The sequence below is a fragment of the Agromyces soli genome, assembly GCF_022811605.1.
Classification (GTDB): domain Bacteria; phylum Actinomycetota; class Actinomycetes; order Actinomycetales; family Microbacteriaceae; genus Agromyces; species Agromyces soli.
On sequence record NZ_CP094533.1, the window covers coordinates 3734871 to 3759041 of the forward strand.

The 24171-nt window shown below is 72.9% G+C and carries 22 protein-coding genes and 1 tRNA gene; 9 read left to right on the forward strand and 14 right to left on the reverse strand.

What is annotated here, in order from left to right:
* Positions 1-60: 60 nt before the first annotated feature.
* Positions 61-3708 carry a transcription-repair coupling factor gene (gene mfd / locus MTP13_RS17840; protein ID WP_243568980.1) on the reverse strand — a complete coding sequence of 1216 codons (3648 nt, stop codon included), beginning with the start codon at positions 3706-3708 and terminating at the stop codon, positions 61-63.
* Positions 3709-3819: 111 nt separating this feature from the next.
* Here mfd and MTP13_RS17845 point away from each other — a divergent pair, with 111 nt between their 5' ends.
* Positions 3820-4551: a ribonuclease H family protein gene (locus MTP13_RS17845; protein ID WP_243568981.1), complete on the forward strand. Its 732-nt coding sequence runs from the start codon at positions 3820-3822 to the stop codon at positions 4549-4551.
* Positions 4552-4569: 18 nt separating this feature from the next.
* On the opposite strand, the gene pth is transcribed toward MTP13_RS17845, so the two are convergent.
* Positions 4570-5190 (reverse strand): aminoacyl-tRNA hydrolase, encoded by a 621-nt coding sequence (gene pth, locus MTP13_RS17850; protein WP_243568982.1) that lies wholly within the window; start codon positions 5188-5190, stop codon positions 4570-4572.
* A gap of 163 nt (positions 5191-5353) precedes the next feature.
* On the reverse strand, positions 5354-5968 hold the full coding sequence (locus MTP13_RS17855; RefSeq protein WP_189086575.1) for a 50S ribosomal protein L25/general stress protein Ctc: 615 nt from the start codon (positions 5966-5968) through the stop codon (positions 5354-5356).
* A gap of 376 nt (positions 5969-6344) precedes the next feature.
* On the opposite strand from MTP13_RS17855, the gene gndA reads away from it, so the two are divergent.
* The 4 genes from gndA to MTP13_RS17875 all read left to right on the forward strand — a co-directional run bounded on the left by gndA (position 6345) and on the right by MTP13_RS17875 (position 9064).
* A complete protein-coding gene (gene gndA, locus MTP13_RS17860) occupies positions 6345-7757 on the forward strand; it encodes an NADP-dependent phosphogluconate dehydrogenase (protein ID WP_243570885.1) in 1413 nt (470 codons plus the stop codon).
* 111 nt (positions 7758-7868) lie between these two features.
* Positions 7869-8222, forward strand: coding sequence for a YidH family protein (locus tag MTP13_RS17865; protein ID WP_243568983.1), 354 nt, complete (start codon positions 7869-7871; stop codon positions 8220-8222).
* On the forward strand, positions 8219-8533 hold the full coding sequence (locus MTP13_RS17870; RefSeq protein ID WP_243568984.1) for a DUF202 domain-containing protein: 315 nt from the start codon (positions 8219-8221) through the stop codon (positions 8531-8533). Before MTP13_RS17865 ends, MTP13_RS17870 begins: the two co-directional genes overlap by 4 nt.
* An 87-nt stretch (positions 8534-8620) precedes the next feature.
* Positions 8621-9064 (forward strand): hypothetical protein, encoded by a 444-nt coding sequence (locus MTP13_RS17875; protein WP_243568985.1) that lies wholly within the window; start codon positions 8621-8623, stop codon positions 9062-9064.
* Between the two features lie 21 nt (positions 9065-9085).
* On the opposite strand, the gene MTP13_RS17880 is transcribed toward MTP13_RS17875, so the two are convergent.
* The 5 genes from MTP13_RS17880 to MTP13_RS17900 all read right to left on the reverse strand — a co-directional run bounded on the left by MTP13_RS17880 (position 9086) and on the right by MTP13_RS17900 (position 13894).
* Positions 9086-9589, reverse strand: a complete 504-nt coding sequence (locus MTP13_RS17880; RefSeq protein WP_243568986.1) for a hypothetical protein — start codon at positions 9587-9589, stop codon at positions 9086-9088.
* 28 nt (positions 9590-9617) lie between these two features.
* Positions 9618-11366 (reverse strand): long-chain-fatty-acid--CoA ligase, encoded by a 1749-nt coding sequence (locus MTP13_RS17885; protein ID WP_243568987.1) that lies wholly within the window; start codon positions 11364-11366, stop codon positions 9618-9620.
* Positions 11366-12343 carry a ribose-phosphate diphosphokinase gene (locus MTP13_RS17890; protein ID WP_243568988.1) on the reverse strand — a complete coding sequence of 326 codons (978 nt, stop codon included), beginning with the start codon at positions 12341-12343 and terminating at the stop codon, positions 11366-11368. Before MTP13_RS17890 ends, MTP13_RS17885 begins: the two co-directional genes overlap by 1 nt.
* A gap of 32 nt (positions 12344-12375) precedes the next feature.
* On the reverse strand, positions 12376-13821 hold the full coding sequence (gene glmU / locus MTP13_RS17895) for a bifunctional UDP-N-acetylglucosamine diphosphorylase/glucosamine-1-phosphate N-acetyltransferase GlmU (protein WP_243568989.1): 1446 nt from the start codon (positions 13819-13821) through the stop codon (positions 12376-12378).
* A gap of 1 nt (position 13822) precedes the next feature.
* Positions 13823-13894 (reverse strand) — tRNA-Gln (locus tag MTP13_RS17900).
* 135 nt (positions 13895-14029) lie between these two features.
* On the opposite strand from MTP13_RS17900, the gene MTP13_RS17905 reads away from it, so the two are divergent.
* Positions 14030-14530 carry a MarR family winged helix-turn-helix transcriptional regulator gene (locus MTP13_RS17905; protein WP_189086583.1) on the forward strand — a complete coding sequence of 167 codons (501 nt, stop codon included), beginning with the start codon at positions 14030-14032 and terminating at the stop codon, positions 14528-14530.
* Here MTP13_RS17905 and MTP13_RS17910 read toward each other — a convergent pair.
* Entirely contained in the window at positions 14527-15267 is a 741-nt protein-coding gene (locus tag MTP13_RS17910) for an alpha/beta fold hydrolase (RefSeq protein ID WP_243568990.1), read from the reverse strand. The genes MTP13_RS17905 and MTP13_RS17910 overlap by 4 nt on opposite strands.
* A gap of 89 nt (positions 15268-15356) precedes the next feature.
* Here MTP13_RS17910 and MTP13_RS17915 point away from each other — a divergent pair, with 89 nt between their 5' ends.
* Together MTP13_RS17915 and aztD are read left to right on the forward strand one after the other, a co-directional pair.
* Positions 15357-16055, forward strand: a complete 699-nt coding sequence (locus MTP13_RS17915) for a helix-turn-helix transcriptional regulator (protein WP_243568991.1) — start codon at positions 15357-15359, stop codon at positions 16053-16055.
* Positions 16056-16158: 103 nt separating this feature from the next.
* Entirely contained in the window at positions 16159-17442 is a 1284-nt protein-coding gene (aztD, locus tag MTP13_RS17920; protein WP_243568992.1) for a zinc metallochaperone AztD, read from the forward strand.
* A 65-nt stretch (positions 17443-17507) separates the two neighbouring features.
* Here the strand turns inward: aztD and MTP13_RS17925 are convergent, their stop codons facing one another.
* From MTP13_RS17925 to MTP13_RS17940, 4 genes are all read right to left on the reverse strand, one after another.
* Positions 17508-18167: a methionine ABC transporter permease gene (locus tag MTP13_RS17925; RefSeq protein WP_243568993.1), complete on the reverse strand. Its 660-nt coding sequence runs from the start codon at positions 18165-18167 to the stop codon at positions 17508-17510.
* The gene (locus tag MTP13_RS17930) at positions 18167-19288 is read right to left on the reverse strand and encodes a methionine ABC transporter ATP-binding protein (RefSeq protein ID WP_243568994.1); all 1122 of its coding nucleotides are present in this window, start codon (positions 19286-19288) and stop codon (positions 18167-18169) included. The genes MTP13_RS17925 and MTP13_RS17930 overlap by 1 nt, the downstream gene beginning before the upstream one ends.
* 92 nt (positions 19289-19380) lie before the next feature.
* On the reverse strand, positions 19381-20280 hold the full coding sequence (locus MTP13_RS17935; RefSeq protein ID WP_243568995.1) for a MetQ/NlpA family ABC transporter substrate-binding protein: 900 nt from the start codon (positions 20278-20280) through the stop codon (positions 19381-19383).
* Positions 20281-20526: 246 nt separating this feature from the next.
* Positions 20527-21636, reverse strand: coding sequence for a serine hydrolase domain-containing protein (locus tag MTP13_RS17940; RefSeq protein WP_243568996.1), 1110 nt, complete (start codon positions 21634-21636; stop codon positions 20527-20529).
* Positions 21637-21709: 73 nt separating this feature from the next.
* Here MTP13_RS17940 and MTP13_RS17945 point away from each other — a divergent pair, with 73 nt between their 5' ends.
* Complete coding sequence (locus tag MTP13_RS17945) at positions 21710-22243, forward strand: PadR family transcriptional regulator (protein WP_243568997.1); 534 nt, start codon at positions 21710-21712, stop codon at positions 22241-22243.
* 57 nt (positions 22244-22300) lie between these two features.
* Here MTP13_RS17945 and MTP13_RS17950 read toward each other — a convergent pair whose 3' ends face one another.
* Entirely contained in the window at positions 22301-24160 is a 1860-nt protein-coding gene (locus MTP13_RS17950; protein ID WP_243568998.1) for an ABC-F family ATP-binding cassette domain-containing protein, read from the reverse strand.
* Positions 24161-24171: the final 11 nt, after the last annotated feature.

Below are 24171 nucleotides of genomic sequence, written 5' to 3' on the forward strand. Positions count from 1 at the left end.
CCCACGGGCCCTGGCCCTGCTGCTCAACCCTGGCCCTGCTGCTCAGCCTGGCCCTGCTGCTCAGCCCTGCTCGGCGGCCGCCGGCGCCTGCTCGAAGATGTTCGCCACGAGCCGCGACACCCACTCGATGAGGTCGCCGTCGCCCGGCGCCTCGCCCCCGGGCGTCGGGAACGGCACGAGGATCACGTCGTTCTGGGCGAAGTGCTTCGCCCCCGGGTACAGCCGTTCGAGCCGCACGCGCCTGGAGTCGGGGATCTTCGCCGGTGCGATGCGCAGCTTCGATCCCGTCGCGATGACCTCGGCGAGCCCGGCGAGCTGCGCCTGGCGGCGCAGCCGCGACACCGCGACGAGGTGCTCGACCGACTCGGGCGGCGTGCCGTAGCGGTCGACGAGCTCCTCGAGGACCTGGTCGATCTGCCCCTCCTTCGACGCCGGCCCGCTCGCGGCCGAGAGCTTCTGGTAGGCCTCGAGCCGCAACCGCTCGCTGTCGACGTAGTCCTCGGGGATGTGCGCGTCGACGGGGAGCTCGAGCCGCAGCTCGGTCTGGCCCTCGGCGACCTCGCCGCGGAACGCCGACACCGCCTCGCCGATCATGCGCAGGTAGAGGTCGAAGCCGACGCCCGCGATGTGCCCCGCCTGCTCGGCGCCGAGCAGGTTGCCGGCGCCGCGGATCTCCAGGTCCTTCAGCGCGATCTGCATGCCGCCGCCGAGCTCGTTGTTCGCGGCGATCGTGGAGAGCCGGTCGTGCGCGGTCTCGCTGAGCGGCTTCGCCGGGTCGTACAGGAAGTACGCGTACGCCCGCTCGCGGCCGCGGCCGACCCGGCCGCGCAACTGGTGCAGCTGCGAGAGCCCGTACTTGTCGGCGCGGTCGATGATGATCGTGTTCGCGTTCGAGATGTCGAGGCCGGTCTCGATGATCGTCGTCGACACGAGCACGTCGAACTTGCGCTCCCAGAAGTCGCTCACGATCTGGTCGAGCGCGTGCTCGGGCAGCTGGCCGTGCGCGACGGCGATGCGCGCCTCGGGCACGAGCTCGGCGAGCTGGGCGGCGACGCGGTTGATCGACGAGACCCGGTTGTGCACGAAGAACACCTGGCCCTCGCGCAGCAGCTCGCGGCGGATGGCGGCGCCCACCTGCTGCTCGGAGTACGGGCCGACGAAGGTGAGGATCGGGTGGCGGTCCTCGGGCGGGGTCGCGAGCGTCGACATCTCGCGGATGCCGGTGACGGCCATCTCGAGCGAGCGCGGGATGGGCGTCGCGCTCATCGCGAGGATGTCGACGTTGGTCTTGAGCTTCTTCAGCGCGTCCTTGTGCTCGACGCCGAAGCGCTGCTCCTCGTCGATGATCATGAGCCCGAGGTCTTTGAACCGCACCTTCTCGGTGAGGATGCGGTGGGTGCCGATGACGAGGTCGACGGTGCCGTCGGCGAGGCCCGCGATCGTCTCGCGCGCCTCCTTGTCGGTCTGGAACCGGCTGAGCGCGCGCACGTGCACCGGGAAGCCGGCGAAGCGCTCGGTGAAGGTCTCGAAGTGCTGCTTCACGAGGAGCGTCGTCGGCACGAGCATCGCGGCCTGCTTGCCGTCCTGGATCGCCTTGAACGCGGCGCGCACGGCGACCTCGGTCTTGCCGAAGCCGACGTCGCCTGCGAGCAGTCGGTCCATCGGGATCGGCCGCTCCATGTCGGCCTTCACCTCGTCGATGGTCTGCAGCTGGTCGTTCGTCTCGGTGTAGGGGAATGCCTCCTCCAGCTCGTGCTGCCAGGGCGTGTCGGGGCCGAAGGCGTGGCCCTTCGCCGCCATCCGCGCCGAGTAGAGCTTCACGAGCTCGACGGCGATGTCGCGCACCGCCTTGCGCGCGCGCCCCTTCGCCTGCGCCCAGTCGCTGCCGCCCATCTTCGAGAGCGACGGCGCCTCGCCGCCGACGTAGCGGCTCAGCAGATCGAGCTGGTCCATCGGCACGAACAGCCGGTCGCCGGCCTGCCCGCGCTTGGACGGCGCGTACTCGAGCACGAGGTACTCGCGCACCGTGGTCGGCTGCTGGGCGATGCCGGCCGAGCGGCTCGGCCCCTTCGGGCGGGTGCCCGTGGCGACCTCGCGCTGGACGAGCTCGACGAAGCGGCCGATGCCGTGCGTCGCGTGCACGACGTGGTCGCCGGGCTTCAGCTGGATCGGGTCGACGACGTTGCGGCGGCGGGTGGCGAGCTTCTTGCCCGCGCGCTGGTCGTAGGCCGCCGAACGCCCGTAGAACTCGGCCTCGGCGAGCAGGCCGAGCTTCGCCTCGGGCACCTCGAAGCCACGCGCGGCCTCGGCCTGCACGAGGAGGACGACCCCGGGCTCGGGCTCGTCCGGCACCTCGTCGACGAGCCGGGCGGCGAGCCCCGCCTCGGCGAGCACGTCGCGGGCGCGCTCGACGAGGCCCTGTCCTGCGGCGGCCACGACGAGCGACCAGCCCTCGCGCATGCGCTCGGCGACGTGCTCGACGGCGCCCGTCACATTGCCCTGGAAGCTCGGCACGGCGTTCGCCGCGATGCGCACGTAGCTCGCGTCGTGCTCGACGTCGTCGGCGGCCTCGCCGGCGTCGAAGGGCGACAGCGTCCACCACGCCCGCTTGGGATCGGGCTCGCCCGGTGCGCTGAACATCGCGGCGTCGCGGAGCTCGCGCAGGCTCAGGAAGTCGCCCGCGTCGAGGTCGATGGGCGCGCCGGCGCCGACGGTGGCGGCGCTCCAGGCGGCGGCGAGGAACTCCCGGTTGGTCTCGGCGAGGCTCGCGGCCCGGCCGGCGACGCGCTCGGGGGCGATGACGGCGATCGCCGACTCGGCGGGGAGGTAGTGCGTGAGCGGCACGAGCCGTTCGGTCAGGGCCGGGGCGAGCGACTCCATGCCCTCGACCGGGATGCCCTCGGCGATCTTCTCGAGCATCTGCGACAGGCTCGGGAACTCGTGCACCATCTCGCGCGCCCGCTGGCGGACGGCCGGGGTGAGCAGCAGCTCGCGGCTCGGCGCGAGGTGCACGCGCTCGACCGGCTCGGGCAGCGAGCGCTGGTCGGCGACGGAGAAGGCCCGCAGCTCCTCGACCTCGTCGCCGAAGAACTCGACGCGCACCGGGTGGTCGGCGGTGGGCGGGAAGACGTCGAGGATGCCGCCGCGCACGGCGAACTCGCCGCGGCGGGCCACCATGTCGACGCGGGCGTAGGCGAGGTCGACGAGCCGCAGCGCGAGCTCGGAGAGGTCGTAACCGCGCCCGCCCGCGACGAGCTCGATGGGCTCGAGCTCGGCGAGATTGTCGGCGATGGGCTGGAGGGCGGCGCGCACCGAGGCGACGACGACGAGCGGATGCCGCTCGCCCGGGCTCGCGGCCCAGTCGTGCAGACGGCGGATGGCGTGCAGCCGCCGCCCGACCGTCTCGGCGCTCGGCGAGAGCCGCTCGTGCGGCAGGGTCTCCCACGCCGGGAACTCGAGGAGCTCGGCGTCGGCCGGCAGATAGGGGGCCAGCGAGCCGCGCAGCGACTCCCCCTCGCGGCTCGTCGCCGTGACGACGAGCAGCACCGGGGCGAGCCCCGCCGCGCTGCGGCGGTCGAGGAGCCCGGCGAGCAGCGGCGCATCGAGCCCCGCCGGAGCTGAGAAGTCCGCGCTGTGCTGGGCCTCCCGGAGGGCGCGTTCGATCGTGGAGGCGCGCGAGAGCGCCGTGTTCAGACCCTGCAGACTCACCGGAGAAGTCTACGTCGCACCGCCGACACGACGGCCGGTCGAGGCATCCGCCGTCCGCCGTCCGCGGTGGTGCCGGATACGATTGGCGCGGCCCGACGGAAGGACCCACGCATGATCATCGCCGCCGCAGACGGCTCCGCCCTCGGCAATCCCGGACCGGCCGGCTGGGCCTGGTACGTCGCCGACGACTGTTGGGCGGCTGGCGGCTGGAAGCACGCCACGAACAACCAGGGCGAGCTGACCGCCGTGCTCGAGCTGTTCCGCGCGACGGCGCACCTCGACGAGGAGCTCCTCGTCAAGTGCGACAGCCAGTACGTCATCAACTCGGTGACGAAGTGGATGCCGAACTGGAAGCGCAAGGGCTGGCGCAAGTCCGACGGCAAGCCGGTGCTGAACGTCGAGCTCCTGCAGCAGATCGACGAGGCCATCGCCGGCCGCCGCTACCGCTTCGAGTGGGTGAAGGGCCACGCCGGCCACGCGCTGAACGAGGCCGCCGATGCGCGGGCCCGCGCGGTCGCCGAGGCGTACCGGCGCGGCTCCACCGTGCCGGCCGGTCCCGGCTGGTCGGGGGCGTGCGAGGCGGATGCCGCGCCGGCGCTCGCGACGGCTGGGCCGATCGGCGAGCCCGAGCTGCACGGAGCGGCCGAGCTCTTCGAGGAGGAGGCGCCCTCGCCGCACGACGATCGCTCCCCCGCCGACGCCACGCTCTTCGACTTCGACGACCCGGCGTCCGACTGGCTGGCGATGACGCTCGAGCTCACCGCCGACGAGCACGCGAGGCTCGTCGAGCGGGCGCGGGCGGCGGGCATCAGCCCCGAGGAGTTCCTGCGCGGGCTGATCTGACGCGCGACGCAGCCCGGCTCAGCTCGGCGCGTGGAAGCGCTGCTGCGCGGCGAGCAGGCCGTCGTCGGCGATGGCCTCGACCGCGTCGGCCGCGTCGGCGAGCAGGTTCGGCAGGCTCTGCCGTTCGGTGCCGGAGAAGTCCTTGAGCACGAAGTCGGCCGGGTCCTGGCGGCCCGGCGGGCGGCCGATGCCGACGCGCACGCGGAGGTAGTCGGCGCCGAGCGCCTTCGAGATGTCGCGGAGGCCATTGTGTCCGCCGTGCCCGCCGCCCTGCTTGAGTCGCACGGTGTCGAAGGGCAGGTCGAGCTCGTCGTGCACGACGACGAGCCGCTCGGCGGGGACGTCGTAGAACTTCGCGAGCGCCGAGACCGGGCCGCCCGAGGTGTTCATGTAGCTGTTCGGCTTCGCGAGCACGAGCTTCGGCCCGCCGGGGCGCAGGAAGCCCTCGGCGACGCGCGACGGCGTCTTGTGGCTCCTGAAGGCCGCGCCCAGCCGCCCGGCGAGCTCGTCGAGCACCATCTGGCCGACGTTGTGCCGATTGCCCGCGTACTGCGCGCCGGGGTTGCCGAGGCCGACCACCAGCCAGGTGTTCTGCGCCACCTCGGGATCCTCTCGCCGCCGCCGCCGGAACCACGCCATGCCGCGCTCCGATCCGGTCCATCGGGCCGATCGGCCCGATGTCCGAGCGTACCGGACGGCGGGGCCCGAGCCGCCCGGCCTGGCCGCACGCAGGCCGCCCCGGAACGACGAGGGCCCGCCGCGATCCGGGGATCGGGGCGGGCCCTCGTGCGTGGCTCGGAGCTTACTCCGCGGCCGCCTCCTCGGCGGGGGCCTCGGCGGCCTCCTCGCCCTCGGCGGTCTCCTCGACGTCGGCGACCTTCTGCGGCACGTGCACGTTCACGACGAGCGCGTCGGCGTCGCTGATGAGCGAGGCGCCCTTCGGCAGGGTGACGTCCTTCGCGTGGATCTGGGTGCCCTCCTCGAGGCCCTCGACCGAGACGACGACGTTCTCGGGGATGTGGGTGGCCTCGACCTCGAGGGTGAGGGTGTGCGAGTCGAGGTCGGCGACGGTGCCCGCAGCCGACTCGCCCTCGAGGTGCACCGGCACCTCGACCTGGACCTTCTCGCCCTTCTTCACGACGATGAGGTCGAGGTGCTCGATGATCTGCAGCACCGGGTCCTTCTGCACGTCCTTGACGAGCGCGAGCTGGCTCTTGCCCGAGATCTGCAGGTCGAGCACGGCGTTCGCCTTGCGCACGATCAGGCCGATCTGGTGGGCGGGCAGGCTCACGTGCACCGGCTGGGTGCCGTGGCCGTACACGACGGCGGGGATGCGGCCGGCGGCGCGGAGCTTGCGCGCCGCACCCTTGCCGAACGAGTCGCGCTCGAGCGCTTCGACCTTGTTGTCTTCGTCCATGATGGTTCTCCTTGCGGGCTCACGCTGCTGCGCTCCGGGATGGTGCACTCTGCCGGCCCAGATCTGGGGTCTGTTCTCTTCAACTCGAACGCGCGGCACCCGAGGGGTGCGCGTGAGGAATCGCCGTGAGTCGCATTCGACCGCGTCGATCACGGATGCCTCGAGCCGGCTCTCGCCCGCTCGCGGCCTCCCTCGCCGAAGTTCAATCGCCCAGTCTACCCGATGGCCGGTCGTCGCCGAACCGTGCGTCGGCGGACGTCGCGCGGAACACCGCACCCGCTCCGCGCACTACGCTGAGAAGACCCCACTTTCCCGTTCCGAGGAGAATGCCTTGCCTGAAGCCGTCGCGAACATCGGAGTCGTCGGACTCGCCGTCATGGGTTCGAACCTGGCCCGAAACCTGGCCAGCCGGGAGGGCAACACCGTTGCGGTGTTCAACCGCTCCCCCGAGCGCACCCGCACCCTCGTGACCGAGCACCCCGAGGCGGGCTTCGTGGCCGCCGAGAGCTACGACGAATTCGTCGCCTCGCTCGCGACGCCGCGCACCGCGATCATCATGGTGCAGGCCGGCCGCGGCACCGACGCCGTCATCTCCGAGCTGGTGAGCCGCTTCGAGCCCGGCGACATCATCGTCGACGGCGGCAACGCGAACTTCCACGACACCATCCGCCGCGAGGGCGAGATCAGCCCGACCGGCATCCACTTCGTCGGCACCGGCATCTCCGGCGGCGAGGAGGGCGCGCTGAACGGCCCCTCGATCATGCCCGGCGGCACCGCCGAGTCGTACGAGACGCTCGGGCCGATCCTCGAGACCATCGCCGCCCGCGCCCCCGAGGACGGCGCCCCCTGCGTCACCCACGTCGGCACCGACGGCGCGGGCCACTTCGTGAAGATGGTGCACAACGGCATCGAGTACGCCGACATGCAGCTCATCGCCGAGGCGTACGACCTCATCCGTCAGGGCACCGGCAAGACCCCGGCGGAGATCGCCGACATCTTCGCCGAGTGGAACACCGGCGAGCTCGAGAGCTACCTCATCGAGATCACCGCCGAGGTGCTGCGCCAGGTCGACGCCGAGACCGGCGCGCCCCTCGTCGACGTCATCCTGGACTCGGCCGGCGCGAAGGGCACCGGCGCCTGGACGGTGCAGAACGCGCTCGACCTCGGCGTCCCCGTCTCCGGCATCGCCGAGGCCGTCTTCGCCCGCAGCCTCTCCTCGCAGCGCGCGCAGCGCGAGGCCGCCGCCTCGCTCCCCGGCCCCGACGGCGGCTGGGCCGTCGCCGACGCCGACGCCTTCATCGAGGACGTCCGCCAGGCGCTGTACGCCTCGAAGATCATCGCCTACTCGCAGGGCTTCGACGAGATCATCGCGGGCGCCGCCCAGTTCGGCTGGGACGTCAAGAAGGGCGACATCGCCCGCATCTGGCGCGCCGGCTGCATCATCCGCGCCCGCTTCCTGAACCGCATCGCCGACGCCTACGCCGAGGACCCCGAGCTCCTGGCCCTGGTCGTCGCGCCGTACTTCCGCGACGCCGTGGCCGGTGCGCAGCAGGCCTGGCGGCGCGTGGTCGTGGCGGCGGCGCAGGCCGGCATCCCCGCCCCCGCGTTCTCGTCCTCGCTCGCCTACTACGACGGGCTCCGCGCCGAGCGCCTGCCCGCCGCCCTCGTGCAGGGTCAGCGCGACTTCTTCGGCGCGCACACCTACCAGCGCGTCGACAAGCCGGGCGTGTTCCACACCCTCTGGTCGGGCGACCGCAGCGAGATCGAGACGACGCCCTCGTCGCACTGAACGCAGGATGACCCGTCGAGCCCGGCCCCGCTGCACGCGGGCCGGGCTCGCGGCCGTTAGGCTCGCGACGACCCGCGACGCACACCGCAGACACCGCCGAGGAGGCCGCGCATGCCGGAACCCCGCTGGAAGCAGGAGGGGCAGGACCCCGACTACCGCTTCTCGCTCGCGAACGAGCGCACCTTCCTCGCCTGGATCCGCACGGCGCTCGCCCTCATCGCCGGCGGCGTGCTGCTGCACGAGTTCGCCGCCGGCATCGGCCCGCGCGCGGTCGTCACAGTGCTCTCGGTCGGCCTCGGGGTCGCCGCGGCGGGGCTCGGGCTGCTCTCGTACTTCCGCTGGCGCAGCAACGAGATCGCGATGCGGCACGACCGGCCGCTGCGCTTCAGCTGGTCGCTGCCGGTGCTCGCGGGCGTGTGCCTCGTGACCTCCGTCGTGCTCACGGTGTTCCTGATCCTGCCGTGAGCGCCGTCATCCGCGACCCGGGGCTGCAGCCCGAGCGCACGGCGCTGTCGTGGACGCGCACGGCGCTCGTGGTCGCCGTGAACGCGCTGCTCGCGCTGCGCACCGGGCTCGTCGCGGGCGAACCGTGGCTCGTGGCGACGGGCACGGTGCTCTTCTTCGCGGCCGGAGCCGTGGGCGCGGTCGGCGGCATCCGCCGCCGCGAGCTCAGCGCGGGCCGCTACACGCCCGCTCCCTGGCTCATGCTCGCCGTCTCGGCGGCGACGCTCGCCGCGGCCGCCGCCGGGATCGCCTCGGTGTTCGCGGGTCCCTGAGCCGGGGGCACTGCGCGGGCGCGCTGAGCGGGGGCACTGCGCGGGCGCGCCGCCCCGCTCCCAGCCGCGGATGCGAGACTGGATCCCATGGCCCCGCGCGACCTCGAACCCCGCCACCCCGCCGAGCCCGGCGAGCCGGGCCCGCGCGGCCCGCGCGACTGGGACGAGGTGCCCGCCGAGCTCGCCTTCGCCGACGACGGCCCCGCCCCGGAGGGCCCGAGCCGCTGGGAGCGCCGGCGCCGGGTCATCCGCGTCACCGTCATCGTCGCGCTCGTGGCGATGCTCGCCCCGGTCGTGCTCTCGACCGTCTCGGTCGCGCAGTCGAGCGCGGCCCGCAGCTGCGCCGTCATCGTCTCGGCGTACGACCGCGACGCGGCCGGTTCGCACGTGGCGCTCGAGCTCTTCGGCCCGGGCGGAGCGGGCTGGATCTGCTATGCGGACGCCTCGGGCGAACCCCGCCCGGTCGCGAATCTCGGCCTGCTGCCCGGGGCGCCGCCCCGCGTGCTCGGCCCCGACGAGGTGCCCGCATAGCTCGCGCCTCGCGCCTCGGGCTCAGTCCTCCGGCGCGTCGCCGTCCGGGAAGACCCGCTTGTACTTGCGCCCGTCCGGCAGCTCCACCGTGCGCGACGCGAGCTGGCCGCGGCTGACCCGCAGGTAGATCGCCTGCGCCGTGACGCCGAGCTTCGCCGCGGCCTCGGCGACGGAGAGTCCGGGCAGTTCGCTCGGCCGGCTCGACGGCCGCTCGCGCTTGCGCTTGCGGCTCGCCTCGCGCCGCTCGGCGATGGCCGCGTCGTCGCCCGCCCAGCGCTGCTTCGCGGCGCCCTCGCTCAGCCCGGCGGCCTCCGCGACCTCCGCCCAGTCCGCCCCGCCGTCGCGGGCCTCGCGCACCGCGGCGAGCACGGCGGGCTCGGCCTCGAGCGCGCGCAGCAGCCGTCGGACGGCGCGGACCCGCTCGAGCGCCGCCGCGGCATCCGCTCGCCCGCTCGGTGCGGTCCCGCCGTCGAGCGCCGCGAGCGCATCGAGCGCCGCCCTGGTCTCCCCATCGAGGAACCTCATCAGCTCACCCCCGGCGCACTCGGCCGCGTCAGCCCTGGCCGGCCTCGGCGTTGATGAGGCGCGTGCGCACCTCGCGCCGGATGACCTTGCCGATGAGCGAGCGCGGCAGCTCGTCGACCGCGACGACCCGCTTGGGCACCTTGTAGGGCGTCAGCTGGTCGCGCGCCGCCTGGCGGATGCCGGCCTCGTCGAGTTGCTGGCCCGGCTTCAGCACGACGACGGCGACGACCTGCTCGCCCGAGTGCGCGTCCGGCATCCCGACCACCGCGACGTCGGCGACGGAGGGGTGCGTGCGCAGCGCCTCCTCGACCTCGCTCGGCGCGACGTTGAAGCCGCCCGTGATGATGAGCTCCTTGATGCGGTCGACGATGCGCACGAAGCCCTCGTCGTCGATCGAGACGATGTCGCCCGTGCGGAACCACGGCGCGCCGCCGTCGGGGTCCTCGACGAAGACCGCGGCGGTCTCGTCGGGCTTCTTCCAGTACCCGGAGAAGACCTGCGGGCCGCGCACGACGAGCTCGCCCTCGGCGCCCGGCTCGACGTCGCGCGTCGGCTCCTCCGGGTCGACGACGCGGCACTCCGTGCCCGGCAGCGGCAGGCCTACCGTGCCGGCCTTGCGGTTCGGCGCGACGGGGTTCGCCATCAGCACCGGCGAGCACTCGGAGAGCCCGTAGCCCTCGACGAGGTAGCCGCCGGTCGCGGCCTCCCACGGCTCGACGACGGCGGGCGAGAGCGGCATGGCGCCGGAGATGGCGATGCGGATGCCGGCGAGCGGCACGCCCTCGGCGGCCGCGGCGGCGGTGAGCCGCTCGTAGATGGGCGGGACGGCCGGCAGGAACGTCGGCGGTCGGCGCTTCACGACCTTCAGCACGAGGTCCGGGTCGAACTTCGGGAAGAGCACGAGCCGGGCGCCCATGCTCATGGCGAAGGTGAGGCAGAGGGTGAGCCCGTAGGCATGGAACATCGGCAGCACGGCGTAGACGACGGCGCTGCCGCGGGGGATCTCGGGCACCCAGCTGCGCGCCTGGGCCGCGTTCGCGATGAGGTTCGCGTGGCTGAGGGTCGCACCCTTGGGGCTGCCGGTCGTGCCGCTCGTGTACTGGATGAGGGCGACGTCGTCGACCTCGGGCGCGATGATGTGCGCGTCGATCGGCTGGGCCTCGACGAGCTCGGGCCAGGGCACCGTGCCGCGCACCTTCGTCGTGAGCGCGGCCCGGGATTCGCGGGCCTTCGCGATCGGCAGCCGGAGCGCGAGGCGCGTGCCGAACGGCATCGCCCGGGTCGGGTCGACCGAGACGATGTGCGCGAGCTTCAGGTCGGCGGGGAACGCCTGCAGGGTGTCGACCACTTTGTCCCAGGCGATGACGACCCGCGCGCCATGGTCCTCGAACTGGTGGCGCAGCTCGCGCGGCGTGTACAGCGGGTTGTGCTCGACGACGATGCCGCCGAGGCGGAGCACGGCGTAGAACGCCACGATGTGCTGCGGGCAGTTCGGCAGCACGATGGCGACGGGGTCGCCCTTCTGCACGCCGAGGAGGCGGAGGCCCTCGGCGGCCCGCTCGATCTCGGCGCCGAGCTCGGCGTACGTCGTCTCGCGCCCGAAGAACTCGAGCGCGACGTGCTGGGGGTACGTCTCGACGGAGTGCCGGATGAGGTCGTACAGCGAGCCTTCGGCGGCGGGGAGGTCGTCGGGCACGCCCTCGGCGTAGCTCGCGACCCAGGGACGGCCGGGCAGCGCCGGGCGCCCGGACGCCGCCTGCTCGCCGGGCTCGGCCATCAGGCCGCGCCGTCGAACATGCTCGTGACGGAGCCGTCCTCGAAGACCTCGTGGATGGCGCGGGCGAGGAGGGGCGCGATCGGCAGGATCGTGAGCCGGTCCCAGTGCTTCTCCGCCGGGATCGGCAGGGTGTCGGTGACGACGACGCGGTCGATGAAGTCGGACTGCAGGATCTCGACGGCCGGGTTCGAGAACACGGCGTGCGTCGCGGCGACGACGACGCCGATCGCGCCGGCCGCCTTGAGCGCCTCGGCCGCCTTCACGATCGTGCGGCCGGTGTCGATGAGGTCGTCGACGAGGAGGCAGACGCGGCCCTTCACGTCGCCGACGATCTCGTGCACCGAGACCTGGTTCGGCACGAGCGGGTCGCGGCGCTTGTGGATGATCGCGAGCGGCGCGCCGAGCTTGTCGCTCCAGATGTCGGCGACGCGCACGCGGCCCATGTCGGGCGAGACGACCGTGAGAGTCGCGGGGTCGAGCGAGTTCTTGAACTCCTCGAGCAGCACCGGCATGGCGAAGAGGTGGTCGACGGGGCCGTCGAAGAAGCCCTGGATCTGCGCCGCGTGCAGGTCGACCGACATGATGCGGTCGGCGCCGGCGGTCTTGAACAGGTCGGCGACGAGACGGGCGGAGATCGGCTCGCGGCCGCGGCCCTTCTTGTCCTGACGCGCGTAGGGGTAGAACGGGGCGACCACCGTGATGCGCTTGGCCGAGGCCCGCTTCAGCGCGTCGACCATGATGAGCTGCTCCATGAGCCACTCGTTGATCGGCGAGGTGTGCGACTGGATGACGAAGGCGTCGGAGCCGCGCACGCTCTCGTCGTAGCGGGCGTAGATCTCGCCGTTCGCGAAGGTGCGGGCATCGGTCGGCACCAGGTCGGCGCCCAGCTCGTGGGCGATCTGCTCCGCGAGCTCCGGATGCGCGCGCCCCGACACCAGCACGAGGCGCTTGGATCCGGTGGTCTCGATACCCGACATGTGTTCGTCCTCTCAGCCGGTCCGGCCTCGTGTCACTCGGCGTCGGTCGCGGCGGCCGTGCCCGCGGCCTCGGCCGCCTGAGCGGCCGCGGTCCCGGCACGATGCGTCGTGACCCACCCCTCGATATTGCGTTGCGGTGCGACGTTCACGGCGAGCGCTCCGGCGGGGACGTCTTTTCGGACGACCGTTCCGGCGCCCGTGTAGACGCCGTCTCCAATGGTAACGGGCGCGACGAAGACCCCGTGCGAGCCGGTGCGCACGTGGGAGCCGATCTCGGTGCGGTGCTTGTTCACGCCGTCGTAGTTCGCGGTGATCGAGCCGGCCCCGACGTTCGACTGCTCGCCGATGCGGGTGTCGCCGATGTAGCTCAGGTGCGGCACCTTGCTGCCGCGGCCGATCTCGGCGTTCTTCGTCTCGACGAAGGCGCCGATCTTGCCGCTGTCGCCGAGCACCGTGCCGGGGCGGAGGTACGAGAACGGGCCGACCTCGGCCCCAGCGCCGATCACGGCGAGCGTGCCGTCGGTGCGCTTCACGTGGGCGCCGGCGCCGATCTCGCAGTCGACGAGGGTGGTGTCGGGGCCCACGACCGCGCCCGTGGCGATCGTGGTCGCGCCCTTCAGCTGCGTGCCGGGGCGGATGGTGGTGTCGGCCTCGATGGTCACCGCGAGGTCGATCCAGGTGGTCGCCGGGTCCTCGATCGTGACGCCGTTCAGCTGCCAGCCGCGCACGATGAGCGCGTTCAGCCGGGCCGCCGTCTCGGAGAGCTGCGCGCGGTCGTTGATGCCGGCGACGAGCCACGGCTCGGCCACCGGAACGGCCTCGACCTCGCTGCCGGCCTCGCGGAGCAGCTGGATGACGTCGGTGAGGTACTTCTCGCCCTGGGCGTTCTCGGTCGTGAGGTTCGCGAGCTGGTCGCGGAGCGCGGCGGCGCCGAAGGCGTAGATGCCGGCGTTGATCTCGGGGATGGCCCGCTCGACCTCGCTCGCGTCCTTCTGCTCGACGATGCGGTCGAAGGCGCCGGCGGCGCTGCGGACGATGCGGCCGTAGCCGTGCGGGTCGTCGTAGATCGCCGAGAGCACGGATGCCGCGGAGCCCGTGTCGCGGTGCTGCGCGAGGAACGCGGCGAGGGTGTCGGCGTCGAGCAGCGGCACGTCGCCGTTCAGCACGAGCACCTCGCCGGCGAAGTCGGCGGGCAGCGCGGCGACGGCCTGCTCGACCGCGCGGCCGGTGCCGGGGATCTCGTCCTGGTCGACGATCGTGGTGCCCGGCAGCTCCGCCTCGATGGTCTCGGCAACGCGGTCGCGCTCGTGGCGCACGACGGCGAGCACGTGCGCGGCGTCGAGCGCCCGCGCGGTGCGCAGCACGTGCCCGACGACCGGCGAGCCGGCGAGCGGGTGCAGCAGCTTCGGGGTCGCCGACTTCATGCGGGTGCCCTGTCCTGCCGCGAGGACGATGATCGCGAGGTTCTGATCGCTCATGCTCCGCCACCAGGATTCGAACCTGGGCCTCACAGCTCCAAAGGCTGTCGTGCTGCCGTTACACCATGGCGGACCGCGCCGCGGCGTGCCGGGCGCGCCATCAAGTCTGCCACGGCGCGCGCCGCGGCATGTCGCCGGCGGGGCGGCGGCGTGACGGCCAGTGGCGCTGCGGCGTGAGCGCGACCGCGGCTCGGGCGATAATGGCCGGATGACGCACGCGGACGAGGTGGATCGGATCGTCGCCGACTGGGAGCGGGAGCGCCCGGACCTCGACTTCTCGCCGCTGCAGGTGCTGTCCCGGGTCGCCCGGCTGTCGAAGCACCTCGACCGCGAGCGCAAGCAGGCCTTCGCCCGCTCGGAGCTCGAGTCGTGGGAGTTCGACGTGCTCTCCGCGCTCCGCCGCGCGGGTGCGCCCTACCGCCTCTCGCCGAAGGCGTTGCTGCAGCAGACGCTCGTCTCGAGCGGCGCCATGACGAACCGCATCGACCGGCTCGTCGCCCGCGGGCTCGTCAGCCGGCAGACCGACCCGCACGACGGCCGAGGCATCCTCGTCGAGATGAGCCAGGCCGGGCTCACCCGGGTGGATGCCGCGATCACCCGCCTCGTCGACGCGGAGGCGGAGCTGCTCGGCAGCCTGCCGCCCGCGGAGCAGAAGCGCCTCGCGGGGCTCCTGCGCAAGCTCATCGTGAGCTTCGAGGAGCCCGCTTAGGCGTCGACCGTCGTCGTGGACGCCTCCGCGAGGAGGACCTCCGCGAGCTCGGCCGCCCGGCTCCACATGGGCCAGTGCCCGGTCGGCAGGTCGACGACGTCGAAGCCGTCGAGCTTCGCGAGCTCGGCGAACATGGGGTGCCCCGCCTGCACCAGCTCCCGCACCTGCTCACCCGGGATCGAGCAGCACACCAGGGTCGTGGGGACGCCGTGCCTGGCCTCGTTCCGGAGCGCGACGGGCTGACGGAGCACCGGCGCGGGCTGCGGCACGGCCCGCTCCCGGAATCGGTCGAGGTCCGCGACGCTCAGCCCGTCGAGGCTCGCCTGCTCGCCGAGCGCCTCGAACGCCGGCAGGGGCAGCTCGTCGAGCTCGTCCGGGAGACCGGGGGCGAACGCGCTGCCGTCGGCCACGGGGCCGGAGTCGACCCAGACCACGCGGGCGACGAGCTCGGGATGACGGTCGAGCACGAGACTCACGGGCGCGTTGGCCCCGCTGTGGGCGACGAGGACGACGGGGCGGTCGCCGTGCTGCGCGATCGCGTCCAGGATCGCGGCCGCCTGCTCGTCGAGCGTCCTCGACGCGCGCTCGGGGTCGGCCCGGTCGAGGCCGGGCAGGGTCAGTGCGGCGGCGCGGGCGCGGTCGGCTCCGAAGTGGGCCAGGACGTCGTCCCAGGCCCAGGCGCCCAGCCAGTGCCCGGCGACGAGGACGATGGGCGGGTGGTTCGCAGTGGTGGTCATACGACCACCCTCGCAGTCCTCGCGGACACCGGTGTGTCACTATTTCTGACATGAATTCGATTCCTGTCGGATCTCGCTGAGACCGGATCGTGAAGCGCGCCGAACGCCTGCACGCCCTGTCCGAGATGCTGCGACGCAGCGGTGCCCGCGGCGTCTCCGCCGACCGCCTGGCGCGGGAGTTCGAGGTGTCGGTGCGCACGGTCAAGCGCGACCTCGATGCCCTGGAGCGCAGCGGGGCGCCGGTCTGGTCCCGCCCCGGCCCGGGCGGCGGCTACGGGCTCGCCGAACGCGCCACGCTGCCGCCCGTCACCCTCTCCCCTGCGCAGGCCGTCGCGCTCCTCGCCGCGACCTCCGCCGCAGCCGACGCCCCGTACGCCGACCTGGCGGCCGCCGGCATCCGCAAGATCCTCGACGTCCTCGACCCGCGGACCCGCGCGCGAGCCGAGGAGCTCGCCCACCGCATCTGGGTCGATGCGCTCCCGCCCTCCTCGCGCGCCGTCAGCTCGGCGCTCGAGGAGGGGCTGGCCGAGCAGCGGGTGGTCCGCATCCGCTACACCGCGGCGGACGGCGTCTCGACCACCCGTGACGTCGAGCCCGTGCTGTTCGCCGCCACGAACGGCCGATGGTACCTCGTGGGCTGGTGCCGGCTGCGCGACGCGATGCGGTGGTTCGCCGTGTCGCGCGTCGAGCGGGCCAGCGTCACCGCGATCGCCTGCAGCGGCCATACCGTCGAGGAGATCGGCGAGCCCCCGGAACACGCCAGGCCGGTGCACGGCCCGCTCGCCTGACCCGCGCCCCACCGAGTTGCCCGACTTTGATGAAAGTCGGGCAACTCGATGGCCCGTGGTTCCGTGTTTGAGAATGATTATCGTTAACGATAGCGTGACGGCCATGATCACACGCACCAGTCCCCCGCCTCGTCGTCGAGGCCTCCGCCTGGCCGGCGCCGCCGCCGCGCCCGTCCTGCTCCTCGCCCTCACTGCCTGCGCCTCCCCCGGCGGCCAGGCGCCGGCCGCCCAGCCCGAGACCGAGACCGAGCCCGCCGCCCGCGAGCTCGCCGCCCCGCGCCTCGTCGCGAGCTACGACGGCGGCCTGCTCGTGCTCGAGGGCGACACCCTCGAGGTCGCCGCCGAGCTCGAACTGCCCGGCTTCCTCCGGGTGAACCCCGCGGGCGACGGCCGGCACGTGCTCGTCTCCACGGACGCCGGCTTCCGCGTGCTCGACACCGGCCTCGAGGCGGAGCAGCACGGCGACCACGCGCACTACTACGGTGAGACCCCGCAGCTCACCGAGCTCGTCTTCGAGGCCGACCACCCGGGGCACGTCACCACGAACGACGGCGTCACCGCCCTCTTCGCCGACGGCACCGGCGAGGTGCAGCTCTTCGAGGCATCCGGGCTCGCCGACGCGGTCGCCGCAGGCGGGCTGGAGACGCTGGAACTCCGCACGCACGAGAGCGCGGCGGCGCACCACGGCGTCGCCGTCGCGCTGCCGGGCGGTGCGGTCCTTGCGACGCTCGGCACCGAGGAGACGCGCACGGGCGTCGCCGTCGTCGACGCCTCGGGTGCCGAGCTCGCCCGCGACGAACGCTGCCCCGGCGTGCACGGCGAGACCGTGGCTGCGGGCGGGGCGATCGTCGTCGGCTGCCAGGACGGCGCGCTCGTCTTCCGAGACGGCGCCTTCACGAAGGTCGCCTCGCCCGACACCTACGGCCGCATCGGCACGCAGGCCGGCTCGCCGGAGTCGGCCGTCGTGCTCGGCGACTACAAGGCGGATGCCGAGGCGGAACTCGAACGGCCGACCCGGGTGAGCCTCGTCGACACCGAGGCGGGCGCACTGCGGCTCGTCGAGCTCGGCACGAGCTACACCTTCCGCTCACTCGCCCGCGGCCCGCACGGCGAGGCGCTCGTGCTCGGCACCGACGGCGCGATCCACGTCATCGACCCGGCCGCCGGCGCGGTGACCGCGACGATCCCCGTGCTCCACGAGTGGACCGAGCCGCTCGACTGGCAGCAGGCCCGGCCCGCGCTCCGGGTCGACGGGCACCGCGCCTACGTGACCGATCCGGCCGCCTCGACCGTCCACCTCGTCGACCTCGACGCCGGTGAGGTCGTCGAGAGCGTGAAGCTGCCCGCCGCGCCGATCGAGCTCTCGACGGTCGCCGCCGCGCACTGATCGCCTCGCCGCCCGCGCCGACCCGGCGCGGGCGGCGCTGCGTTCGGCCAGCCGACCAAGCACAGCTAGCGGCGCAGCACCTTGCGGGCCAGCCAGTTGCCGAGGTACTGCACGATCTGCACGAACACGATGATGAGCAGCACCGCCGCCCAGGTGACGATCGGCTCGAACTGCCGGTAGCCGTAGAGCTGCGCGAAGTAGCCGAGGCCGCCGCCGCCGAGGAATCCGGCCATCGCCGACATGTCGATCACCGCGACGATGATGAAGGTGTAGCCGAGGATCAGCGGCCCGAGCGCCTCGCCGATCACGACCGTGGTGAGGATGCGCCACGGGCCGGCGCCCATCGAGCGAGCCGCCTCGATCACGCCCGGCTTCACGGTGAGCAGGTTCTGCTCGACGATGCGCCCGATGGCGAAGGAGGCCGCGAGCGAGAGGGCGAACACCGCGGCGTTCGTGCCGATGCCGATGCCGATGACGGCGCGGGTGAGCGGCTGCACCGCGGCGATGAAGATGATGAACGGGATCGGCCGGAAGAAGTTGATCAGCACGTTCAGCACGTTGTTCACGACGACGTTCGGCAGCAGCCCGCCCGTGCGCGTGACGTACAGGCCGATGCCGAGCACGAGGCCGGCGAGCCCGCCGAACAGCATGGTGAAGAACACCATGTAGAGCGTCTCTCCGGCGGCGGTCCAGAACTCGGGTCCGAGGTCGATGAGCTTGTCCATCAGCGGGCCTCCCCGTCCTGCGCACCGTCGCCGACCGCGCCGTCCCCGACCGCGCCGCCCCCGACCGCACCGTCGCCGACCGCGCCGTCCCCGATCGGCGGCTCGGTGACCGCCACGAGCTCGCCGATGCGGGCGAGCGCCCGGTCGATCGCGGCCTCCTCGCCGCGGATCGCGAGCGTGAGGTGGCCGAAGGCGCGACCGCGGATGTCGTTGATTCCGCCGTACACGAGCTCGAACTCGAGCCCGGCCTGTGCGAGCTCGACGAAGACGCGGGCCTGCGCGGCATCCCCGTCGCGGAACGAGAACGTCGCGATCCGGCCCGCGTGGCGCTCGCGCAGCACCGCGAGCTCCGCCGGCGAGGGCACGCCCTGCACGACGGTCGAGACGAACTTGCGGGAGGAGGCGTGCTGCGGATCGGAGAAGACGTCGAAGACGTCACCCTGCTCGATGACCCGGCCGCCGTCCATCACGGCGACCTTCGTCGCGATCGATTGGATGACGTCCATCTCGTGCGTGATCACGACCATGGTGACGCCGTACTCCTCGTTCACTCGCTTCAGCAGCGCGAGCACCTCCTGCGTCGTCTCGGGGTCGAGCGCGCTCGTCGCCTCGTCGGCGAGCAGGATCCGCGGGCGGGTGGCGAGCGCCCGGGCGATGCCGACGCGCTGCTTCTGCCCGCCGGAGAGCTGATCCGGGTAGGCGCGGGCCTTGTCGGCGAGCCCGACGAAGTCGAGCAGCTCCTGCACGCGCGCCGTGATCTCGGCCTTGCCCCAGCCGGCCACCTTGAGCGGATACGCGACGTTCTGCGCCACCGTCTTCGCCTCGAAGAGGTTGAACTGCTGGAAGATCATGCCGATGCCGAGCCGCACGGCGCGCAGCTCCCGCTCCGGCAGCCCGGTGATGGCGCGGCCGTCGATCGTGACGGTGCCGTCGGTCGCGGGCTCGAGCGCGTTGATCAGCCGCACGAGCGTGGACTTGCCCGCGCCGGAGTAGCCGATGATGCCGGTGACCTCGCCGGCCTCGATCTCGAGACTGACGTCGTCGACGGCGACGATGCGCGGAGCGCCCCGTTCGGGCGACGGGTACGACTTGCTGACGTTCGCGAGGCTCACGATGGCCATGCGGGTTCCTCCTCGGGTGCGGCGCGGAACGCGCCGACGGCTCCCGGGCGACGCGGTGCGCGCCGCCCGGGAGCCGATTGGTGGGGCGTCGGTCAGCCCTTCTGGGCGGCCGTGTCGGCCTCGACGTCGGCGAGCGACTGCTCGAGCTCCGCGACCGGGACCTGCAGCGAGACGCCGGTGCCGCCGGATGCCTCGTCGAGGCCGGCCTGGACCTTCTCGTTCGTCTGGAAGAGCTCGACGAGCTTCGCGTAGGTCGTGTTGTCCTTGTCCTCGGCGCGCGCGGCGAAGATGTTCACGTAGGGCAGCGCGTTGGGGTCGCTCGGGTCGTCCTGCGCGATCGCGTCGGCGAAGGTGAGCCCGGCGTCCTCGACGAAGTCGTTGTTGATGATCGCGGCGGCGACGTCGGGCAGCGAGGTCGCCGTGATGGCGGCCTCGAGCGGCGTGACCTTGACCTTCGACTTCGCCTCGTCGATGTCGGCGATGGTCGAGAAGATCGAGCCGCCGCCCTTCAGCTCGACGAGCCCGGCCGACTGCAGCACGAGCAGGGAACGGGCGAGGTTCGAGGGGTCGTCGGGCACGGCGACGGTCTCGCCGGCCGGGATCGACTTCACGTCGTCGTACTTCGTGGAGTACAGGCCGAGCGGGTAGATCTGCGTCGAGCCGATCGGGGTGAGGTCGGCGTCGGCGTTCACGTTGTAGTCCGCGAGGTAGACGATGTGCTGGAACTGGTTGAGGTCGAGCTCGCCCTCGGTGAGCGCGGGGTTCGGCTGGTTGTAGTCGCCGAAGTCGACGAGCTCGACCGTGATGCCCTCCTCGGCGGCGGCCTCGACGAACGGCGCCCACTGCGGGTCGGACTTGCCGACGACGCCGATCTTCACGGTCTCGCCGCCGTCGTCGGCCGCGCCGGTGGCGGCGCAGGCCGCGAGCGAGGCGACGAGGGGCACCGCGGCGAGCGCGGCGATGACGGAGGTGATGCGGGAACGTCGTGACATGGTGGGTCCTCTCGTGGTGGGCGCGCGTTCGAGGGCCGTTGGGCTGTGGGCCGGCATGGCTCCGCCACGGAGGATGTCGGTGGGGGCTTCGATGCCGCGAACGCGGGTGCCCTCTTACGGTAGGCGAAGGTTCTTCGCGCTGTTGACCACCTGGTCACATGGCGTCACAGCTTCTGCGAGTGACGTCATATATGACGACGGATGCTTCGGCTCCGCGCCGCGGGTCACCGCGTCCAGCGCCGCGGGTCACCGCGTCCAGCGCTGCAGGCAGCGCACCATGATCTGGAACGGCAGCACCTGCGCCTGCGTCTGGTCCACGGTGCCGGCCAGCACCACGCCGAGCTCCGGGCAGCTGAACAGCCACGTGCCGGTCGAGCCGGAGTGGCCGACGAGCGTGACCGGACCGCGGCGGGGCAGGTTCAATCGGCTGACGCCGAAGCTCATCGTGCCGAGGCCGTAGCGCAGGCTCGGGGCGTTCCGCAGCCGGTTGCGCCGTTCGGTCAGGAGCGCGCTCGTCGCGGGGTCCACGAACAGCTCGCCGGCCACGAGCGCCCGCTCGAAGGCGATGAGCTCGGCCGTCGTGCTGAACAGGTCGTGGCTCGAGGCGTACACGCCGTCGAGCTGCACGGGCCGCCGCCGCACGTGCAGCGGGAGCGGCGCCGGCGTCGCCGGGTCGGCGGGGGCGCCGCCGGGGTGCCAGGTGCGGCCCAGCCCGAGCGGCGCGGCGATGCGCTCGGCGACGAGCTGCGCGAAGCTCCGTCCGGTGACGAGCTCCAGGATGCGGATGAGCAGCAGGAAGCCGGTGTCGGAGTACGAGGCCCGCTGCCTCGGCGCGGCGAGGTCCTGCGGCGGGAAGTGCGGGCGCTGCTCGTCGCGCGCGATCGCGATCGCGTCCTCGAAGGTCCAATCCAGGTCGTGGCCGGCGCGGAGCTGCCGGTAGAGGCTCGTCCCGCCGCTGCGCCGCTCGTAGAAGTCGGGCAGGCCGGAGGTGTGACTCGCGAGGTGGCGCACCGTGATCTCCGGCGTGCGGTCGACGCCCTTCCAGACGTGCAGCCGCGTCGTGACCTCGGCCGGCAGGTACGCCGGGATCGCGGTGTCGAGGTCGAGCTCGCCGCGCTCGTGGGCCTGCAGCACGAGGGTCACGATGAAGCGCTTCGTGATGGAGGCGATGAAGAACGGGGCGTCGATGCTCGCGCCGGGCCCGGCGGCGCCCGACCAGCTCCGCCCGCGCTCGTCGGCGATGGCGAGACTCACGTGGTGCAGGCGGCGGGCGGCGAGCCGCTTGACGAAGGCGGTGAGCTCGCGGTCGAGCTCGTGCGGGACGGATGCCGCGGCCGCGGCGGTGGCGAAGCTCATTACTGGGTCCAATCACTCTCGTAGACATGTCTAGTAGACATGTCTACGAGCGTCAAGCAGCTAGGCTCGGCTCGTGGCACACGTGATCCTGGGGCTGCTCATGCTCGCCCCGCAGAGCCTCTACGACCTCGTGAAGAGCTTCGAGGCGGGCGTCGGGCTGGTCTACAGCGCGAGTTCCGGCAGCATCAAGCGGGCGCTCGACGGGCTGCTCGCGAGCGGGCTCATCGAGGTCGAGAGCGTGGAGCCCGGCGGCCGGGGTCGCAAGGTGTACCGCACGACCGAGCCCGGCCGCGCGGCGTTCCGGCAGTGGATCGACGGACCCATCGAGGGGCCCGACCTCGAGACGGCGGCGCTCTCCCGACTGTTCTTCCTCGGCCTGCTCGACCCCGCGGAACGGGCAGGCGTGCTCGACCGCATCCGCGAGCGGGCGGCGGCGAACGTCGCCGAGCTCGAGGCCGTCGAGCGGCAGCTCGCCGGCCTCGAGGTGCCCGAGGAGTTCCGCGAGGTGCTCGCCTACCAGCGCGCCACGCTCGACTACGGTCTCTCCTCCGGCCGGCACGCGCTCGACTGGTTCACCGAGCGCGCCGCGCGCGAGGCATCCGCCTGAACGGGGAGGCCGAGCACCGCGCCGCCGAGCACCGCGCCGCCGGGCGCCGCCGCCCGCTCAGCCGAGCTGCTCGGTGAGCGCGAACCAGCGCTCCTCGAGCTCGGCGACCTCGTCCTCGGCGGCGGTCACCTTCGCCATCTCGGCGTTCAGCCGCTCGTAGTCGCTCTGGTCGAGCTCGGCGAAGCCGTCGCGGGCCGCGGCGATCTGCTGCTGCAGCTTCTCGATCCGCCGCTCGACGGACGAGAGCTCCTTCTCGGCCGTGCGCCGCTCGGCGCCCGACAGCGCAGGAGCGGCGGCCGAGGCTGCGCCGACCGAGGCATCCGCCCCGCTCGCCGCGACCCGCGCCGCCCCGCTCGCCGCACCGCCACCCGCGCCACCGCCGCGCTGCTGCTGCGCGCGGAGCTCCAGGTACTGGTCGACCCCGCCCGGCAGGTGCCGCAGCTTCGCGTCGACGATGGCGAACTGCTGATCGGTGACCCGCTCGAGCAGGTAGCGGTCGTGGCTGACGACGAGGAGGGTGCCGGGCCAGGAGTCGAGCAGGTCCTCGATCGCGGCGAGCATGTCGGTGTCCAGGTCGTTGGTCGGCTCGTCGAGGATGAGCACGTTGGGCTCGGTCAGCAGGATGAGCAGCAGCTGCAGCCGCCGCTTCTGCCCGCCGGAGAGGTCGCGCACGGGCGTCGAGAGCTGCTGGTTCGTGAAGCCGAGGCGCTCCAGGAGCTGTCCGGGCGTGAGCTCCACGGCCTTCGAACCGCTGCCGATCGTGTAGCTCGCGCGCTGCGCGGCGACGACGGCGCTGACGCGTTCGTCGGCCCACTCGGCCAGCTCGGCGAGCTCCTGGCTGAGGGTCGCGATGCGCACGGTGGTGCCGCGCTTCACCCGGCCGTGGGTGGGCGTGACGGCCCCGGTGACGAGGCCGAGGAGGGTCGACTTGCCGGCGCCGTTCACACCCAGGATGCCGGTGCGCTCCCCCGGCGCGATGCGCCACTCGACGTCGCGCAGCACGGTGCGGGTGCCGCCGCCGGGCGCCGGATAGTCGACGCCGGCGTCGAGGAGGTCGACGACGTCCTTGCCGAGCCGGGCGACGGCGAGCCGGCTGAGCTCGACCCGGTCGCGCACGGGCGGCACGTCCTCGATGAGCTGGTTGGCGGCGTCGATGCGGAACTTCGGCTTCGAGGTGCGCGCGGGCGCGCCCCGGCGCAGCCAGGCGAGCTCCTTGCGCATCAAATTCTGCCGCTTCGCCTCGCTCGCGGCCGCCATCCGGTCGCGCTCGACGCGCTGCAGCACGTACGCGGCGTACCCGCCCTCGAAGGGCTCGACGATGCCGTCGTGCACCTCCCAGGTGCCGGTGCAGACCTCGTCGAGGAACCACCGGTCGTGCGTGACGACGACGAGCGCGCCGTCGCTGCGGTTCCAGCGCTCCTGCAGGTGCCGGGCGAGCCAGGCGATGCCCTCGACGTCGAGGTGGTTCGTGGGCTCGTCGAGGAAGAGCACGTCCCAGTCCCCGACGAGCAGGGCCGCGAGCCCGACGCGGCGGCGCTGGCCGCCGGAGAGGTCGCCGACGCGGCCGTCCCAGGGCACGTCGCCGAGGAGCCCGGCGATGACGTCGCGCACCTTCGGGTCGCCCGCCCAGACGTGCTCGTCGATGCCGCCGACGACGGCCTCGGCGACCGTTGTGTCCGGGTCGACCGTGTCGGTCTGGTCGAGCATGCCGATGCGGATGCCGCGGCGCACCGTGACCCGCCCGGCATCCGGTTCGAGCCGGCCGGCGAGGAGCTTCAGCAGGGTCGACTTGCCGTCGCCGTTGCGGCCGACGATGCCGATCCGGTCGCCCTCGTCGAGGCCGAGGGTGACCTCGTCGAAGACCGTGCGCGTCGGGAACTCGAGATGCAGGCGCTCGGCGCCGAGGAGGTGTGCCATGTCCCGTCGAG